Consider the following 17,373-nt stretch of genomic DNA (forward strand, 5'->3'; position numbering starts at 1 on the left):
TTTTGAGAGTATTTGATTTTCGACTTCTAAATTTACGCCAATATTGCCAATTATGCTATAATTATTTCGATAATATGTTTTGTAAAGTCCTCTAAAAGTTAGGATTATAAGAATAAAATCAAAAAATGTTTATTTTTTTTGAAGCTTCGCAATCAAAGCATCTTCGATTGGCGCTTTTATTTTGGTTACAGCATTGACTTCATCATTCGGAATTGTCATTGATAGTACATAATGTTGAATTTTCCATTCTTTTCCAACTTTAACCAAAACACCAGAACCACGGCAAATTTTCATTTGCGTATTCAGCAATTCATCAAACCATGCGATTTTTCCTGTTTTGTCAAAAAATATATGACGTTCTAAAGCGGTAAAATTCCAAGTTTTTCCTTTGTCGAAATGCGGTTTTGCCCAGATTTTGAAATCTTTTTTGGTCCAGTTTTCGGTAGCGTCTGTTCCAATGAAAATTGCGTCGTCAGCCATAAGCGCGAAATAAGCTTCAAATTTGACATCGGCAGCAGCTTTGTGCCAAGTATCTAAAGTTTGATTGATTTTGTCTTTGTCGGTTTGAGCATTTGCAAAAGAAGCAACGAATAAAAGAAGTAGAAATGTTTTTTTCATGAGATAAGTTATTTGAGTTTAAAGTTAAAGTTTTTCCACCATATAAGTAATATAAGCTCATATAATATCGGGATATAATTAACTTAATTCTTTTTTTAATCTAGGTAAAAAAAAACTTTGCTCCCGAAGCTTCGAGACTGCGACTTTGCGAGATTAATAGGTAAAGTAATTCACAATAAAACTTAAGATATCTTACATTACTTATATGGTTTAAAATTTTTATATTTGAGTGCTTTAAAATACCACATTATGAATCCGAAAATCATTATAAGTTCGCTGGCTTTTTCGTCATTGCTTTTTATTTCTTGCAAAAAAGAATTAGAGCCTCAAGAAAACACAGCAACATCAGAATTGGTTCGATTAGGGCTTGCAAAAGATACTACAAAGCCAGCAACAACGGCGCCAGTTGTACAAACGCAGACCGCAAACCCAAATACAGTTTTAGGAGAAACAAAAGGATTAAATCCTGCTCATGGGCAACCAGGACATCGTTGTGATATTGCCGTTGGTGCACCGTTGAATTCGGCGCCGCCACAGCAAGGGCAAGTGGTAGCGCAACCGCAAATGGTTCAAGTAAATCCGAATCAGAAAAATTTGGTAACTACAACAACTGCTCCTGTAAAAGTGGCAAAAGGAATGAATCCGCCACACGGACAACCGAATCACAGATGTGATATTCCTGTTGGAGCGCCTTTAAATTCGCCAGTAGCAAAACCTGTTGCGACAAATACGGCTCAAAGTGGAAGCACTTCACAGTCGTTTACCGTAACGCCACCAGCAAATAATCCAACTCCGGCTTTATTAAGTACAGAACCAGCTCAACCCGTTGCCGAAGGAATGAATCCGCCGCACGGACAAGCGGGCCACAGATGCGATATCGCTGTTGGAGCGCCTTTGCCGAAATCGTAAAAAAAGATTCTAAGGTACTTAGTGGCTAAGTTACAAACTAAAAAAACTTAGAATCTCAGATTCTTAGCAACTTAGCATCTTTCAAAATAGACAAAAAAAAGACGTTTCAATTTGAAACGTCTTTTTTTTGTCTATTTTGAAATTTAAAAAGCTTTTTGTTTTTCGAAGGTTGTAGTTAGTGATTTTTTGATTTTGCTTAAAGCGCCATTAAAAGCTTTTTCTAATGTTTCGGCGTGTTCTGTAACGGTTATGGGTTGTAATTTTTGAGGACGAACTTCGATTACGCATTTTTTATCATGCAAACTAAATTTCTCTCCATTTTCATCGCCAAAGTGAACTTCAATACGGGTGATTTTGTGTTCAAAACGGGTTAAACCTTTTTCTAATTCACTAGAAAAGTAGCTTTCTAATCTAGCGTGTCCCTCAATGTTTTTGTCGGTGTTGATTTGAATCTTCATAATGGTTTAAATTTTATGATTGTCTCTCAAAGCTATCTTTTTTGACCGAAAAAGACAAGGGAGTTAAGGAAAGATTATGAAAAATTTTGCTTCGTTTTTTATTATTCCCAAGAAGGCGGAATCTTTGCTAATTGTTTTGTTCGTAAATTAACAGCATTCAGAATCTCCACCATGCAAGAACCTAGATTTTTCTTGATATCATTACTCCAAAAACGCAGTACTTTCCAATTTTGAGATTCTAAATAGGTGTTGACTTCGAGATCGCGTTGCATATTTCGCTCGATTTTTTTGATCCAATATTCAGAGTTGGTTTTTGGTTTTTTCTTGGTTTCCCAATCTTTTCCGTGAAAGAATTCGCCGTCAACAAAAATGGCGATTTTTAAAGAAGTAAAAGTCAAATCTGGACAGCCAAAAACTTTTTTGTTGTTTTTCCGATAACGCAAACCAATATGCCATAACGCTTTAGCCAAACGAACTTCATCTTTGGTATTGGTGCCACGAATCATACTCATGACTTTGGAACGTTGTTCTGGCGTAAAACAGTCCATGGAAATTTAATTATTAAAGGTTTGAAATTTAATAATTAGTGGTATTTAATTTATTATAGGTTTATTGGCTTGAAATTGTATGATTACAATATCGATTGTTTTTTGGTAAATGTAAATAATAAATATATAAGTTCATTTGCCATTTCTTTGGAATAAAAAATTATATGTAAAAGGTATTACTTCTCTTTCTCCTTTTTCCCCTTCTTAATCTTCATCTTCCCATTATCATCATAAGCAACCAAACGAAGAATAATCCCTTTTTCGCGTACTGCATCGCGTTCGGCTTTTGTGGCGAGTTTGGCATCGTTTTTAGAATTTCGAAGCGGAATTGTGAGCGCTAGATTTGTGCCTCTTCCAAAAGAATAAACGCCTTTTGCATCAAGATTTAAGACACTCGAACTGATGGTTAATTTATTGACATCGACCATTTCGCCACGAAGTTTAAAATCACCAGACAAATCGCTAAAAGTTATATTCTCAACATCGCGAAACGGAAAAGCATATTTACCCACTTTCATAATAGGCTCAAATTTTATCAGAGCGCCTTGCGTAACAGTGAAATTCAAGCTTCCGTGCGTCGAATTCGTAACTAATTCACCATTGCTGTTCATTAAGCCGGTAACATTGGCTGAACTGGAGAGTCTTCCGCGAATGTTGTTTGGAGTAAAAGATTTGATTCCGAAGTTGTTGAACGATCTTAAAAAACTTGCAATATCAACGCTTTTTACTTGGGCATTTGAGCCAAAAGCGAAATTTTTTCCGCTTGGCGAAATCTCAGCATTAAAACCAATACTGCCACCAGAAGTCTGTAGAAAACCATTTTTAATGACAAGTTTCGAATTAAGCATCTGAACTGTCGCCGTTGTATTGGTTGCAGTCAGTTTGTTGTAATTCATGTGGTCTGCTTTGATGTCAATTACGACCGAACATTTCTCGATTACATCTCGTAAATGACTAGAAATGGTCGGTTTTCGGTTTTTCATATCCGATTTCCTTTTTTGAGAAGATGCCAAAACGCCCAAAAATTGTTTGATGTCTAAATTAGGGCAATAAATTTTCCAGTTTACAATCATACTCTCGGGTGCATCGTAATATAAGTTCAGGAAATTGTCAATTTTTCCTTCCATGAAAATGGTATTTTTTTTATGCTTGTAGGCGATTTTTTTGATCAGCAGGGCTTGTTGCGTAAATTCAAGCTGTACGCTTACTTTTTCGGCATGAACATTTTTCGGAATAAAATGGAATGATGTATTGGTGATGTTTACATTCCCTAAAAATTTAGGTTTATTAATGTACAAATCAACAATATCAAACTGGAAATTCAAGTTGGCCGTTGCGTGTCCTTCTGTAAACTGAATCCATTTATCGTTGCTGATTTCGTTGAGTTTATTGACATCAAAATCAGAACTTACAGTTCCTGTGGCAATTGGTTTTTCGAGATTATTGATAGACAATTGCGGAATTTTCAAAGGAATATTTTCATAAGTTGCTGAAAATCGGCTTAGAATTACAGCCGAATTGGCATCGGTGAAACCTTCTTTCGGTTTGAAATTATTGGTAAAAATTCCTTTGAAGTTACAATCATTAAGTTGTCCGTCCGGAATGCTGAGTTCGTTGTCTTTAATAATCGCCTGAACGACAATTTTTGGATCACCTTCGGCATTCAAGTCGCCTTTTATGTCGCAATTTACATCGATTGGCTTTTTTATATTGAAGCGATTCAATTTTGAACTGATGTTTCCAGACAATAAATTAGAAGCATTTTGCCATAAAATAGTTGTTCCAATATTGATTCCAAACAAAGAATTGTTTTTTCCCAAATTGAAGAAAGCTACGATATCAAAAGAATCGGTTCCAATTTTTAAGCCGTCAGTTTTAACGTCGATTTTTTGTTTGTCCGAAGCATAAGTGACATGCAAAGTTCCTTTGAGCCTTTTTTGTTTGGCAAAACTTCCGTGAACAGTATTAAAAGCCAGACTATTGATTTGGGTATCCAGAAAAAGATCGGTCTGCCAATTGTCTTTGTCATAATTTACTTTTGATTTTAAGCTGGCCACTTCAAAATCAAATAATTTATGGCCAACGTGATTGTCAATCGTAAAGCGGACATTGTTGAGGTCTATTTGATCGATTGTGGTTTCGGGTTTTTCCTTATTCTCGGGAGTTTTTTTCTTCTTTGGTTTAAAAATATTAGAGTTCGAATATCCGTCAGGCGCTTTATAAATATAGATCTGAGCGTTGTTAATGAGGATTTTATGAATATTGATTTCCTTTTGAAGCAAACTCACGACATTCAAACGTACTTCTATCTCTTTGGCTTTGAGTAAAGTATGTTTGTGTGTATTCCATTTGTTGTCTTTTAGTTCAACATCTTTTAAAGCCAGAGTAAAATTGGGAAAACCAGCTAAGAATTTGTACTGAAAATCGCCAATATGAAACTTTCCATTGATGTTTTCGTTGATTTTGGTATTTACTTTAGCAATGATTTCGGTTTTGTTTCGGTTGAAATAAATCGATAAACCGCCACAGGCAAGCAACAAGAGCGCTATTAATCCTAAAATAAAAAATCCAAAACGTTTGGCATATTTTTTAAAACCAACCGATTGGAAAAAGACTTTTATGCGATGTAAAGTTTCTTTCATTTGGAAAATTTTAATGGTTGATTAAAGATAACATAAAAATGATTCATAATTAAGAATTTGATTTTCAAATTACTGTAATGTTAAATTTGCGATATCGAACTTAAATTTATGATATAATTATTTACAATACTTTTATAATCAAAACTAATTTGTGAATGGTGTTTGATTAGTTTTTAATTTTTAACTTTGTACCTCAGTTTAGGAAATAACAAAAAACGAGTCTCTAAAGACAAAAGCTGAAATAACATTTAAAGACAAATTATTATGGCATTAGCAATAACAGATGCTACTTTTGATGAAGTAGTTTTAAAGTCAGATAAACCAGTAATGGTAGATTTTTGGGCAGCATGGTGTGGTCCTTGTAGAATGGTTGGTCCAATCATTGACCAATTAAGCGAAGAATATGCTGGTAAAGTAGTTGTTGGTAAAGTAGATGTAGATGCTAACCAAGAATTCGCTGCAAAATATGGTGTGCGTAACATACCAACCGTTTTGGTGTTTCAAAATGGTGAAGTAGTAGGAAAACAAGTAGGAGTAGCTCCGAAACAAGCCTACGCAGATAGCTTAGACGCTTTGTTGTAATCGTAAGATTATGATTTATATAAAAGAGGTTTGGCGAAAGTCAAGCCTTTTTTATTTGGTTTTTTCGCCACTAATTGCACTAATTTTCACGAATTAATTTAAAAAGTTTGCCACAGATTTCACAGATTAAAAGGATTTTTTAATCTGTGAAAATCCTTTAATCTGTGGCAAACTTTAAATAATTACTGCAAAATTTTCTGAAATATATTCCATATAGCCTGTGGTTTCAAACACGGGGACAAATTGTGTTAATATAACATGTCCCTGCGGTTGAAACCGCAGGCTATGTTTTTCATGCAGTTTCTTAATTAGACTTTTTTCAAGTTAGCAATCTCTTTGTCAAAGCCACAAGCGTACTTTCTTTAAATCTGTGGCAAAAACTCAGACTTAAATTTTAATTCGTGAAAATTCGTGAAATTCGTGGCAAACTATTTTTTATTTTTAACGAATCTTATATTCCTTTAAAAATGAAAATTCTTCGTAGCTTTTTTGTCTTTTTTATAATCACCACGATTGGTTTTTCTCAATCGAAACCAAAAGAAAATTTTATTGTAGAAAATGGCGTTTCAGAGCAATTGGCTCAATTTCGTAAAAAACAGATTTCAGATCTTCACTATACTTTATTCTTCGAAATTCCGAATCAAAAAACAGAAAATATAAATTCTCAGTTATTCGTAAATCTGAATTTATCTGATTTAAGTCAACCTTTGATTTTAGATTTTAAAGAGAAAACTTCTAATCTAAAAACGGTTGAAGCAAACGGAAAAAAACTCGAAATTGTTCATGAAAACGGACATGTTGTAATTCCGGTTTCAGCTTTGGTTTCAGGAAAAAACACAATTTCAATTTCATTTATAGCTGGAAATTTATCTTTAAATCGAAATGATGATTTTCTATACACTTTATTAGTTCCGGATCGTGCGAGTACTTTATTTCCGTGTTTTGATCAGCCTGATATCAAAGCGACTTATAAATTGAGTCTTTCTGTGCCAAAAGATTGGTCGGTTTTGGCTGGAGCCGATGTTGTAGAGAAACTTGAGAAAGGAGATTTTACAACATATACTTTCGGAGAATCAGATAAAATGAGTACGTATTTATTTTCATTTGTGGCAGGAAAATTTAAAAGTGTTATACAGAAACCAGGTATGGAAATGACGTTTTTATACCGCGAAAATAATCCTGAAAAGATAAAAATGAGCACTGATACAATTTTTAATCTGCATCAGCAATCATTAGATTTTTTAGAAAAATATACCAATTATAAATTTCCTTTTCAGAAGTTGGATTTTGCTTCAATTCCGGTTTTTCAATATGGTGGAATGGAGCATGTTGGCGCAATTCAGTACCGAGAATCGACTTTGTTTTTAGATAACAGCGCAACCGACAGCGAAAAATTAAACCGAGCAAAATTAATCGCACACGAAACTTCGCATATGTGGTTTGGTGACTTGGTTACGATGAAATGGTTTGATGATGTTTGGATGAAAGAGGTTTTTGCCAACTTCATGGCCGATAAAATCATGAACCCGATTTTTCCGAAAATCAATCATAATCTACAGTTTTTTAGTACGCATTATGCCAGCGCTTACGCGGAAGATCGATCGTTGGGAACACATCCAATTCGACAGCATTTGGCGAATTTGAAAGATGCCGGTTCGCTTTATGGCGCGATGATTTACAACAAAGCGCCAATTATGATGCGTCAGTTAGAAGCTTCGATGGGGGCAGCAGCTTTTCAAAAAGGAATTCAAAAATACATTCAGAAATACGCCAACGACAATGCCGATTGGAACAATTTGGTGGAAATTCTGGATGCTGAAACGCCTTTGGATATGAAGAAATGGAGCGAAGTTTGGGTAAACAAATCGGGAAGAGCTATTTTCTCAGATAAAATTGAATATGATGCTAAAAACAGAATCAAGAAGTTTGAAATTTTTCAAAAGGCTGAAGATAAATCTAATAATATTTGGCCTCAGATTTTTCAGATTGGTTTAGTTTATTCCAAAGAAGTAAAAGTTTTATTGGTCAATATTAAAGATAAAAACCTGATGGTAAAAGAAGCTATCGGACTCGAAAAACCGCTTACTATTATTTACAATTATAATGGTTTTGGATACGGTGTTTTTCCGCTTGACGGCAATAATTTAAATGTTATTTCTACTTTAAAAGATGAGGTTGCAAGAGCTTCGGCATATAGTAATCTTTATGAAAATACGCTGATTGGAAATATTTCGCCAGAGAAGGCATTTGATTGTTTTTTTAAAGGAATCCAAACGGAAGAAAATGAATTGGTTTTACGAATTGTTTCTAATAATCTGAATACTATTTATTGGAGATTCTTCACAGAAAAACAACAAAATAAAGTTCAGAAACAGCTTGAAGATATTTTGAATGAACGTTTGCAAACCAATTTATCAGCCAATATCAAAAAGACATTATTCGGATTGTTTAGTTCGATTGCGTATTCAGATTCGGCGAAAGCCAAATTATATCAGATTTGGAATAAAGAAATTGTGATTCAGAATTTGAAATTGAACGAAGACGATTTTACCAATATGGCAATGAATCTGGCCATTTTCAAACATGAAAAAGCCGATGAAATTTTAGAGAAAACAAGAACGACAATCACAAATCCGGATAAAAAGAAGCGATTTGAATTTTTGCTTCCATCCTTATCAAAAGACGAATCTGTTCGATCTGCCTTTATAGAATCGTTAAAAGACGATGCCAATCGTGAAAAAGAGGCGTGGGTTTCTGTGGGATTGGCAAATGTAAATCATCCGCTTCGTCAGGAAAGTGCGCAAAAATATATCAGATTTTCACTAGATTTGGTAGAAGAAATTCAGCGTACGGGAGATATTTTCTTTCCGAAAGACTGGATCGATAATACAGTTGGAAGATATTCGTCGAAATATGCTTTTGATGAAGTACAGCGATTCTTGAAAGAAAACCCTAATTTTAGTCCGATCTTGAAACGTAAATTGTTCATGGCGACGGATTTGCTTTATAAAGCACAAAACATTAAAAAAGAAACCGAATGAAAATTGAATCGGAAATAGAGAAAGTCTCGAGTTTTCAGCATCTTGAAATGCTGGCAAATCAGGTTGTGGAAGGTTTTATATCCGGAATGCACAAGAGTCCGTTTCATGGATTTTCAGCCGAATTTGCCGAGCATAAAGTCTATAACGCAGGCGAAAGCACCAAACATATCGATTGGAAATTATTTGCCAAAACGGATCGTTTGTACACAAAACGTTTTGAGGAAGAAACCAATTTACGTTGTCATTTGATTGTCGATAATTCGTCATCGATGCATTATCCTGAACTCAAATCAAATCAGCCTTTTTATGAAAAGAAGATTGGTTTTGCGGTTTTGGCTTCGGCAGTTTTAATGAATATTTTAAAGAAACAGCGCGATGCTGTTGGTTTGAGCGTTTTCTCAGATAAATACGAATATTATGCTCCGGAAAAAGGAAGTGACCGTCACCACCGAATGCTTTTGAATAAATTGGAAGAATTATTAGTTCAGCCAAAAGTCAAAAAAACGACCGACACGATTACCTATCTGCACCAAATAGCAGAGAAAATGCATCGCCGTTCTATGATTATTTTGTTTACCGATATGTTTCAAACGGAAGATGAAGAGAAATTATTCAACGCTTTACAGCATTTAAAACACAACAAACATAAAGTAGTTTTGTTTCATGTGGTTGATAGTCAAACTGAAATGAAGTTTGATTTTGATAATGCACCAAGAAAATTCATTGATTTAGAATCGGGAGAAGAGGTTTCAATTTTTGCCGATAATGTAAAAGAAGAATATGAAAAAAGGGTAGAATCTTATTTTAAAAACCTGGCTTTAACCTGTGCAAAGAACCAAATTAAGTACGTTCCGGTAAATGTAGGCGATAATTTTGAAAAAATATTGACTACATATTTAGTTGAAAAACAAAACTTTGGGTGATATTTTAAAAAATAATTTCATTTTTTTTATAAAAACACTTGCAGAAACGAAATTCTGTTATATCTTTGCAACCGCAATAACGCAGAGGTTTGGTAGTTCAGTTGGTTAGAATACATGCCTGTCACGCATGGGGTCGCGGGTTCGAGTCCCGTCCAGACCGCAATATTGGGAAAAGCCTTTCTATTAAGAAAGGCTTTTTTGCCCAAAAACGGTATCTAAGATTAGTTGTGTTGTTTTGCTACGACTTTGTAACTCGTAGCTGGTTTAGTAGTTAGACCAATGAAAAGCTTTCCACTTTTGTGGATGGCTTTTTTGATTTAAGACACTTTTGTATTTAACTGCAAAGAACGCTAAGATTTACACAAAGGGCGCAAAGTTTTTTTTAAGCTTTGCGCCCTTTGCGCTTTTAACTTTGCTCCCGATAGCTATAGGGATTGCGGTTAAAAAGAAAGAAAATACTTCTTTTTTAAATTTAGTATCAATTTTTAAAATATTGGAATTTAACCAATTAAAAATTTCTCAAATTTTATTCGCAAAAACGCTTGCAGAAACGAAATTCTATTGTATTTTTGCACTCGCAATAACGCAGGGTTTGGTAGTTCAGTTGGTTAGAATACATGCCTGTCACGCATGGGGTCGCGGGTTCGAGTCCCGTCCAGACCGCCTAAGTTGTTAAAAGCCTTTCTTAACGGAAAGGCTTTTTTTGTTTTTGGTATTTAACCGCAATCCCGATAGCTATCGGGAGCTAAGATTTTTACTCAGTCTGTTTTGTCATTTCGACGAAGGAGAAATCTCCACAAGAAACTCTACAAAGATTGGCGATATTCTGTGCGGAGCTACTCGCGGAGATTTCTCCTTCGTCGAAATGACAAACTTTGTGGCGATTGGAATTTTAATTTCTATTTCTTCAGTATCTTTATAATACGAAATCATCGTATCATTTAAATGGAACAATCAACATTCAAAATAGATAAATATTACATCAAGAAAGTAGATGCTGATAAAAAAAGCATTTACTGCCATCATGATATAATGGGAGAATTGCTGGTTCCAACACATAAACACAACAAGGCGCAAATGTTATATGCGGAGGGTGATGTAGTTTTTGTGACAACTGAAACGAAATCGTATTTTTTGCCTGCAAGACATTTTATTTGGATTCCTGCTGGATTAGAGCATAGTATTGAGCCGAAGTCGGAACACGTGATGATGCGAAATTTATATTTTCCAGTTGAAAAAAATGAAGATGATTTTTACAAAAGTGAAGGCATTTATCCGGTAAACAATTTATTGCTTCAAATGATGATGTTTACTAATCAATGGAACGGAGATTTGAAAAAGGGAAGTCCTAGTTTTGTCATTGCGAAAGCCATAAAGGCGATTCTTCCTCAAATATGTCATACGAATTTACCTTTAGAACTCCCTCAGCCCAAAGATAAACGATTAGGCAAAATTCTTCGACATATAGAAAATAATCTTGGAGAAGCTATTCTTTTTGCTGATGTGGCTCATGAATTTGGCTTTAGCGAACGCTCTTTGTATCGCTTATTTCAAAAAGATCTCAAGATGTCTTTTATTCAATATTACACCATTCGAAGAATTCTTAAAGCGATTGAACTTTTATTAGAAAGAAAACTTTCAGTAAAAGAGGTAGCTCTAGAAGTTGGGTATAATAGTGTTCCGACCTTTAGTAACACTTTTTTCAAGATTTTAGGACAAAGACCTTCCGATTACTTAAATGGAGAAGAGATTTTGGAACGTGGTAAATAGTTTTTGTTTTACGCAGATTTCTTTCATCAAATCCTAAAATAATTTCTCTCGCAGATTCCGCAGATTTAGGGGATTTTTTAAATGTGCTGAATGATTTTTTCACGCAGATTTAAAAGAATTTAAGCTGATTGTGTAGATTTTTTAAAGTTTATCTACTTAATCTGCCAAATCTGCGAGAGTAAAAGAATAAAATCTGCATGAAATAATTTTAATTTTTAATTATTTGTTTTTCAGTGTTTTAATATAACGTTTTCGGAAAATAGAATTTTAACTTTTGTCCGAAATGAATATGTTATTGACTTTTTAGAATCATCAGCCAATCAAAAAATGAAGGAACTTTGCAGCATAAATTATTCAAATATTCATGTTCCTTACAAAAACAAACTCTAAAGAAGATTGTTTTCCCAGAAGCCTATTGATTTTACTAATGGTTTTAGTATTCAATAGTTTACATGCTCAGGAAGTTCATACGGTTTCTTTACAAGAAGCGATGAAACTGGCGAAGGAAAACAACAAAAAAGTCCTTAAGTCTCAACTGGAGATTACGCTCGCCGAGCAAAACATCAAAGAAAGAAAAGAACTTAGATTACCAGATGTACAACTAAACGGGATGTACTCTAGAATTACCAACATTACAGAATTTAAAGGAAGTGGTTTCTTAAAAGATAAAGAAGTTACGCCTGCAATTCCTGAAATCTACGAGGTAAATTCAACTTTTAAAATGCCAATTTACGTTGGAAATAAGATTAATAACGCGATTAAAATTGCGAATCAGGAAAACGAAATTGCAAAAATAAAATCGGAAAAAACAGAAAATGATATTGAACTGGAAGTTGTTGCAAACTATCTGGCGATTTATAAAATGATGGAGCTTCAAAAAATATTTGAGGAAAACATCAAAGAAGAAAAAAGCCGATTAAAAGAAGTGCAATCGCTTCAAAAACACGGAACGGTTACGAAAAACGAAGTTATTCGTGCCGAATTACAGCTTTCAGATCGCGAATTGAATGCGTTAACTAACTCCAAAAACATTAAAATCGCACTTCACGATTTGAAGACTTTGATTCAGATTCCGGAAAATGAAGAAATTGCTATTGATACAACGTCAAGTTTAGACGAAATGAACGGTGTAGATCCTTATGATTTTTATCTAAGTAAGGCAATGCAGAATGAAGAAATGCGAATTGCAAGCCAAGAATTAAACATTAGTAAAACAGAATTGCAATTGGTAAAAGGTAATTATTTGCCAACTGTAGATTTCTTCGGGAATTATGGTTTTTATTATCCAAACTACAAATTTTTTCCGCCAAATCCGTACTTATACACTTTAGGACAAGTGGGAATCGAGGCACGTTTTGATCTTTCGTCTTTGTACAAAAACAAAACGAAAGTGGCAAAAGCGAGCACTAAAATCGATATGCAGAAAATGCAAACTGAAATTATAAAAGAAGAAATTCAAGATCAATTGTACAAAGAGCATACGCAGTATGAGGAAATCCTTGAAAAATTTGTCGTAGTTGATAAAGCTTTGGATTTAGCCGAAGAAAACTACCGAATCGTAAAACTGAAATATTTAAACCAATTGGTTTTAATTACCGAAATGGTCGATGCAGATAATGCGTTGCTTCAGGCAAAATACAACAAAATTTCTACGCGATTGGATGCTGTTTTGAAACATTATGAAATGATGCACACGGCTGGGATTATGCCTCAGAGTTAGATGCTGGTGAAAGATTAGGCTAAAGCCTTAGAGGAAAGAAGCTAGAGGAAAGACTTGGAAGAGGCAAGAAGCAAGAGAAAAGACTTAAAGAAAGAACTAAGATAAAGAGATAAAAAAGATGGTTAAGATAAAAAATGAAACTAAAAGAAATAAAACGTTTCATATACTAATAACAATTATTGCGTGTACGCTGGTTATAAGCGGGGTTATTTTGGGAATTTGGTTTTATGTGTTTAACAGAAATCACGAGGAAACCAATGATGCGCAGGTGGAGCAGTATGTTACGCCAATTATGTCGAGAATTACAGGTTATGTGCAGGAAGTTCGTTTTGACGAAAACCAGTTTGTTTACAAAGGTGATACTTTGGTGGTGATCGATAACAGAGAATATAAATCGAAATTGAATGTGGCTCTTGCCGATGTTCAAAATGCGCAGCAAAATAGTGTTGTGGCTCAAAAAAATGCCATTAATACAGCAAGTGCAACGGCAATTAACGAAGCACAATTAGAAGCTGCTAAAGCGAACCTTTGGAAAACCAAACTGGAATACGAAAGATATAAAGCTTTGGTGAGTGAAGAAGCTGCAACTTCTCAACAACTAGAAAAAGTTAAAGCAGATTACGAGTCGGCGCAGGCGCATTTTTCGGAAATGAGAAACAGAATTCATTCGGCTACTTTAAGTACTTCTGTTGCTGAAGCGAATGTTCCAACAACACAAACAAGTATTGCTTCAAAACAAGCTGTTGCAGACAATGCGGCATTGTTTCTTTCGTACACAGTAATCACAGCGCCTTATGACGGATGGGTTGGAAAAAGAACTTTACAGCCAGGACAAATGGTAAAAGAAGGGCAGTCTTTACTTTCTATTGTAAGTAAAGAAAAATGGATTACGGCCAATTTTAAAGAAACGCAATTGCAATATTTAACTGTCGGACAAGAAGTAGAAATCAAAGCTGATGCTATAAACGACAAAGTTTTTGTGGGAACAATTGCTTCGTTATCGCCTGCGAGTGGTGCGAGATTCTCGTTGCTACCTCCAGATAATGCGACTGGAAACTTCGTAAAAATCGAACAGAGAATTCCGGTTAGAATTCAGTTAAAAGAACAAGACAAACAAACCGATTTTTTAAGAGCAGGAATGAATATTACAGTTGTTGCTGCACACAAATAAAATGGAAGATAAAAGTATATTTAAATCATGGGTTCCAAAATGGGCGATCATTATTATTTTGTTCGTTTGTTTGCTGCATTCCATGATTTTATTGGGAGTTTATTCCTCAAACGTCACCTATGCAGCAAGTTTTCTGGATATTGAGCCCGAAGATTTGCAGTTCGCGATGTGTGTTACGTATGGAACACTGCTAGCAACCATTTTGATTGAAGGCCGATTCTCGAGTTTTTTTCCTGCAAAAAATTACCTGATGGCTGTTTATTCCTTAATCGGAATTACAATTATTTCATCGGCCTATATTACCAATTTTCCGGTTTTTTTATTGATGAGAGTTGCCGAAGGAATCCTGATGGCACTTCCTGTTATTACGATCAGGCAATTGCTTATAGAGCAGTTTAATTCTAAAAATGCCATTATTATTGGGTTTTCGTTTTATTACGGCGCTCTTTTATTATCAACGCCGTTTATTATGAATATCGCCGTGTGGTTTCTCGATCATTACGACTGGAAATATATGTTGTATGTTTCGGGTGGACTACAGGTTTTAAACGTCTTTTTAATCTTAGTTACTTTCAGAGGGCACCGAATTACAAAGAAAATCCCGTTATATCAAATCGACTGGATGAGTTATTTTTTGGTTTTAATTTCTATTCTTTGCGGTGCCTACTTTTTTGTTTATGCGGAGAAAAAATATTGGTTACAGTCTTCAGAAATGGTTTTAATACTGATGATTTCTCTTATTACGGGAGGATTATTCATCTTTAAAGAACGTTTGGTAAAAAGACCAAGTTTTGATTTTGAAGTGATAAAATACGCCAATCTGCGAATAGGATTTTTATTGTTTTTCCTTTTCTATATCAGCAGAGCGACGTTGAGTCTTTGTCATTCGGCGATGTTTTCCATCTGGAATTGGGATCCATCACGTGTGGCGGGCGTACAATACATCAACGGACTTGGAAATGCAATCGGACTTGTTTTGGCTGCTTTTTTTCTGATGAAATCTGTTTCTACTAAAATAATTTTCATGATTGGTTTTACGCTTATTGCTATTTTCCACTTCTGGTTTACGTTTCTTTTTGTGCCAGATGTTGCGCTGAGCGATATTATCATTCCATATATTTTGCAAGGAATCGGTGTAGGGTTTTTATTTGTTCCGCTCATCTTATTTACCACATCATCGGTTCCGGCAAATATGGCGGTTTCTTCAGGAATTGTTGGAGTTTCGGGCCGTTTCTGGGGAAGTACAGTTGGGTTTTGCATCATGCAGAATGCCGTTGTTTTCTTAAATAAAAAGCACTTCTTGAAATTAAGCCAATTTGTAACAGGAGAAAATCCCGAAGCGCAACAAACTATTGCAAGCACAACACAGAGTTTTATTGCCAAAGGGTATTCTGCAGATAATGCGAGTACTTTAGCCTTAAAGAAAGTTTTCGGAACGGTTGCTAAACAATCAACTTTATTGGCTGATATGGAAATTTATACGATTGTAGGGTACGGTTTAGTGGTTTTGATAATTCTTATTGCTTGCAATCAGCATTTGAGACAAACTATGACTTTGGTTAAAAGTAAAATTTGGATTGGCTAGAGAATTAATCTCGCAAAGTCGCAGAGGCGCAAAGATTTTTTACTCTCGCAGATTTGGCAGATTGAGCGGATTAGATTTTTAAAATGAGAAAATAAACAATCCGCGTAATCTGCCAAATCTGCGAGAGACAAATCCTTTTAATCTTATTAAGCGCTGGCTTTAAAATAAATCTTTGCGCCTCTGCGACTTTGCGAGATTCAAAAAAAAACTCTTAGCGAATCTTTGCGAAAAACCTCCGTGCAACTCTGCGGAAAAACTTATCTTGCAGCTGTTAAAAACAAATAAAAATATGAGCCAGCAATGTGTAATTTTTGATATGGATGGAGTGATTTCGCATACCAATCCGCATCATGTAATCGCTTTTGAAAAGTTTTTCGATAAATATAATATTCCGTACACCAACGAAGAATTTGAAGAACATATGTACGGAAAACATAACAGTTATATCATGTCGCATTTCTTCAAGCGTCCAATTACAGGAGAAGAGCTTTTAAAACTCGAAGATGAAAAAGAAGGAATGTTTCGTGAAATTTATAAACATAAAGTCGATACAATTCCGTTTTATTTGGATTTTTTAAGCGAATTGAAATCTCATGGTTTCAAAACCGCAGTGGCTACATCGGCGCCGCGAGCCAATTTGGATTTAATTATAAATACCTTAAAAATTGCAGCCAAAATGGATTCGATGATGTCAAGCGAAGATGTTACATTTCATAAGCCAAATCCAGAAGTCTATTTAAAATCAGCTGAAAGAGTTGGCGTTTCTCCGTCGGATTGTGTGGTTTTCGAAGATTCTTTTTCAGGAATTACGGCAGGATTAAATGCCGGAATGAAAGTTGTTGGTGTTTTGAGCACGCATACAAAAGAAGAACTTCCTGTATGTGATTTTTATATCAATGATTATAGTGAGATTAATGTCGACAAGGTTTTAGAGCTTTTGGGTAAAAAGTAATTAATATTTTAAACTTTGCGCTTCTGCGCCTTTGCGAGAGATTCGTAAGCGTTTGAAATATATACTTTAAAATTAATCTCGCAAAGACGCAGAATTTTTATGAGGTTCTACTTCTTCAATTTTAAATATTTTCTTGGAACGTTTAAAAATTCCTGATAACAAGTATTGCTTGGGCAATTGTCATTTAATACAGAATGTTCCGCAATTCTGATTGTGATGTCATCTTTGCCTTCGTCAACACCCTTAAAAGTTTCTCCAACTTTAAAAGTTCTATCTATTATGCCAACAACGCCGCCAACAGTTATGTGTGTTGTGTATGGAGTAATAAATTCAAAATCTGCTGTAGCTTGCGTATTTTCTTCAGAAGAACAAGCCAGAAGTCCCATAGTTAGAATCAATAAACAAATCAATTTTTTCATAACAATCTTTTTTGATTAGATGTTTGAATATCAAA

14 protein-coding genes and 2 tRNA genes are annotated in these 17,373 nt (G+C 34.7%); 11 read left to right on the forward strand and 5 right to left on the reverse strand.

Annotation, left to right across the window (positions count from 1 at the left end; genetic code table 11):
* Nucleotides 1–129 precede the first annotated feature (129 nt).
* Nucleotides 130–618 (reverse strand): nuclear transport factor 2 family protein, encoded by a 489-nt coding sequence (locus SCB73_RS08495; RefSeq protein WP_320569620.1) that lies wholly within the window; start codon nucleotides 616–618, stop codon nucleotides 130–132.
* A gap of 249 nt (nucleotides 619–867) precedes the next feature.
* On the opposite strand from SCB73_RS08495, the gene SCB73_RS08500 reads away from it, so the two are divergent.
* On the forward strand, nucleotides 868–1,527 hold the full coding sequence (locus SCB73_RS08500) for a hypothetical protein (RefSeq protein WP_320569621.1): 660 nt from the start codon (nucleotides 868–870) through the stop codon (nucleotides 1,525–1,527).
* Nucleotides 1,528–1,670: 143 nt separating this feature from the next.
* Here SCB73_RS08500 and SCB73_RS08505 read toward each other — a convergent pair whose 3' ends face one another.
* From SCB73_RS08505 to SCB73_RS08515, 3 genes are all read right to left on the reverse strand, one after another.
* The gene (locus SCB73_RS08505) at nucleotides 1,671–1,985 is read right to left on the reverse strand and encodes an HPF/RaiA family ribosome-associated protein (RefSeq protein ID WP_320569622.1); all 315 of its coding nucleotides are present in this window, start codon (nucleotides 1,983–1,985) and stop codon (nucleotides 1,671–1,673) included.
* A 101-nt stretch (nucleotides 1,986–2,086) separates the two neighbouring features.
* Nucleotides 2,087–2,533, reverse strand: a complete 447-nt coding sequence (locus SCB73_RS08510; protein WP_320569623.1) for a very short patch repair endonuclease — start codon at nucleotides 2,531–2,533, stop codon at nucleotides 2,087–2,089.
* A 176-nt stretch (nucleotides 2,534–2,709) separates the two neighbouring features.
* Nucleotides 2,710–5,175 (reverse strand): AsmA family protein, encoded by a 2,466-nt coding sequence (locus tag SCB73_RS08515; protein WP_320569624.1) that lies wholly within the window; start codon nucleotides 5,173–5,175, stop codon nucleotides 2,710–2,712.
* 264 nt (nucleotides 5,176–5,439) lie between these two features.
* Here SCB73_RS08515 and trxA point away from each other — a divergent pair, with 264 nt between their 5' ends.
* The 10 genes from trxA to SCB73_RS08565 all read left to right on the forward strand — a co-directional run bounded on the left by trxA (nucleotide 5,440) and on the right by SCB73_RS08565 (nucleotide 16,919).
* Complete coding sequence (gene trxA / locus SCB73_RS08520; RefSeq protein WP_008466289.1) at nucleotides 5,440–5,757, forward strand: thioredoxin; 318 nt, start codon at nucleotides 5,440–5,442, stop codon at nucleotides 5,755–5,757.
* Between the two features lie 467 nt (nucleotides 5,758–6,224).
* Entirely contained in the window at nucleotides 6,225–8,798 is a 2,574-nt protein-coding gene (locus SCB73_RS08525) for a M1 family aminopeptidase (protein WP_320569625.1), read from the forward strand.
* A complete protein-coding gene (locus SCB73_RS08530) occupies nucleotides 8,795–9,721 on the forward strand; it encodes a DUF58 domain-containing protein (RefSeq protein WP_320569626.1) in 927 nt (308 codons plus the stop codon). Before SCB73_RS08525 ends, SCB73_RS08530 begins: the two co-directional genes overlap by 4 nt.
* Before the next feature lie 86 nt (nucleotides 9,722–9,807).
* Nucleotides 9,808–9,881 (forward strand) — tRNA-Asp (locus tag SCB73_RS08535).
* A gap of 429 nt (nucleotides 9,882–10,310) precedes the next feature.
* Nucleotides 10,311–10,384, forward strand: a tRNA-Asp gene (locus SCB73_RS08540).
* A gap of 282 nt (nucleotides 10,385–10,666) precedes the next feature.
* A complete protein-coding gene (locus SCB73_RS08545; protein WP_320569627.1) occupies nucleotides 10,667–11,491 on the forward strand; it encodes an AraC family transcriptional regulator in 825 nt (274 codons plus the stop codon).
* A 427-nt stretch (nucleotides 11,492–11,918) separates the two neighbouring features.
* Nucleotides 11,919–13,211: a TolC family protein gene (locus SCB73_RS08550; protein WP_320569628.1), complete on the forward strand. Its 1,293-nt coding sequence runs from the start codon at nucleotides 11,919–11,921 to the stop codon at nucleotides 13,209–13,211.
* A gap of 118 nt (nucleotides 13,212–13,329) precedes the next feature.
* Nucleotides 13,330–14,382: an HlyD family secretion protein gene (locus SCB73_RS08555; protein ID WP_320569629.1), complete on the forward strand. Its 1,053-nt coding sequence runs from the start codon at nucleotides 13,330–13,332 to the stop codon at nucleotides 14,380–14,382.
* A 1-nt stretch (nucleotide 14,383) separates the two neighbouring features.
* The gene (locus SCB73_RS08560; protein ID WP_320569630.1) at nucleotides 14,384–15,967 is read left to right on the forward strand and encodes an MFS transporter; all 1,584 of its coding nucleotides are present in this window, start codon (nucleotides 14,384–14,386) and stop codon (nucleotides 15,965–15,967) included.
* A 289-nt stretch (nucleotides 15,968–16,256) separates the two neighbouring features.
* Nucleotides 16,257–16,919 (forward strand): HAD family hydrolase, encoded by a 663-nt coding sequence (locus SCB73_RS08565; protein ID WP_320569631.1) that lies wholly within the window; start codon nucleotides 16,257–16,259, stop codon nucleotides 16,917–16,919.
* A gap of 107 nt (nucleotides 16,920–17,026) precedes the next feature.
* On the opposite strand, the gene SCB73_RS08570 is transcribed toward SCB73_RS08565, so the two are convergent.
* Complete coding sequence (locus SCB73_RS08570) at nucleotides 17,027–17,338, reverse strand: hypothetical protein (RefSeq protein WP_320569632.1); 312 nt, start codon at nucleotides 17,336–17,338, stop codon at nucleotides 17,027–17,029.
* Nucleotides 17,339–17,373: the final 35 nt, after the last annotated feature.

This window comes from Flavobacterium sp. KACC 22761 (assembly GCF_034058155.1).
Classification (GTDB): domain Bacteria; phylum Bacteroidota; class Bacteroidia; order Flavobacteriales; family Flavobacteriaceae; genus Flavobacterium.

Coding starts and splice junctions, on each gene's coding strand:
- SCB73_RS08505 (WP_320569622.1), bottom strand. CDS start 1,985: ATGAAGATTCAAATCAACACCGACAAAAACATTGAGGGACACGCTAGA.
- SCB73_RS08530 (WP_320569626.1), top strand. CDS start 8,795: ATGAAAATTGAATCGGAAATAGAGAAAGTCTCGAGTTTTCAGCATCTT.
- SCB73_RS08565 (WP_320569631.1), top strand. CDS start 16,257: ATGAGCCAGCAATGTGTAATTTTTGATATGGATGGAGTGATTTCGCAT.
- SCB73_RS08515 (WP_320569624.1), bottom strand. CDS start 5,175: ATGAAAGAAACTTTACATCGCATAAAAGTCTTTTTCCAATCGGTTGGT.
- SCB73_RS08525 (WP_320569625.1), top strand. CDS start 6,225: ATGAAAATTCTTCGTAGCTTTTTTGTCTTTTTTATAATCACCACGATT.
- SCB73_RS08550 (WP_320569628.1), top strand. CDS start 11,919: ATGGTTTTAGTATTCAATAGTTTACATGCTCAGGAAGTTCATACGGTT.
- SCB73_RS08500 (WP_320569621.1), top strand. CDS start 868: ATGAATCCGAAAATCATTATAAGTTCGCTGGCTTTTTCGTCATTGCTT.
- trxA (WP_008466289.1), top strand. CDS start 5,440: ATGGCATTAGCAATAACAGATGCTACTTTTGATGAAGTAGTTTTAAAG.
- SCB73_RS08495 (WP_320569620.1), bottom strand. CDS start 618: ATGAAAAAAACATTTCTACTTCTTTTATTCGTTGCTTCTTTTGCAAAT.
- SCB73_RS08545 (WP_320569627.1), top strand. CDS start 10,667: ATGGAACAATCAACATTCAAAATAGATAAATATTACATCAAGAAAGTA.
- SCB73_RS08510 (WP_320569623.1), bottom strand. CDS start 2,533: ATGGACTGTTTTACGCCAGAACAACGTTCCAAAGTCATGAGTATGATT.
- SCB73_RS08570 (WP_320569632.1), bottom strand. CDS start 17,338: ATGAAAAAATTGATTTGTTTATTGATTCTAACTATGGGACTTCTGGCT.
- SCB73_RS08560 (WP_320569630.1), top strand. CDS start 14,384: ATGGAAGATAAAAGTATATTTAAATCATGGGTTCCAAAATGGGCGATC.
- SCB73_RS08555 (WP_320569629.1), top strand. CDS start 13,330: ATGGTTAAGATAAAAAATGAAACTAAAAGAAATAAAACGTTTCATATA.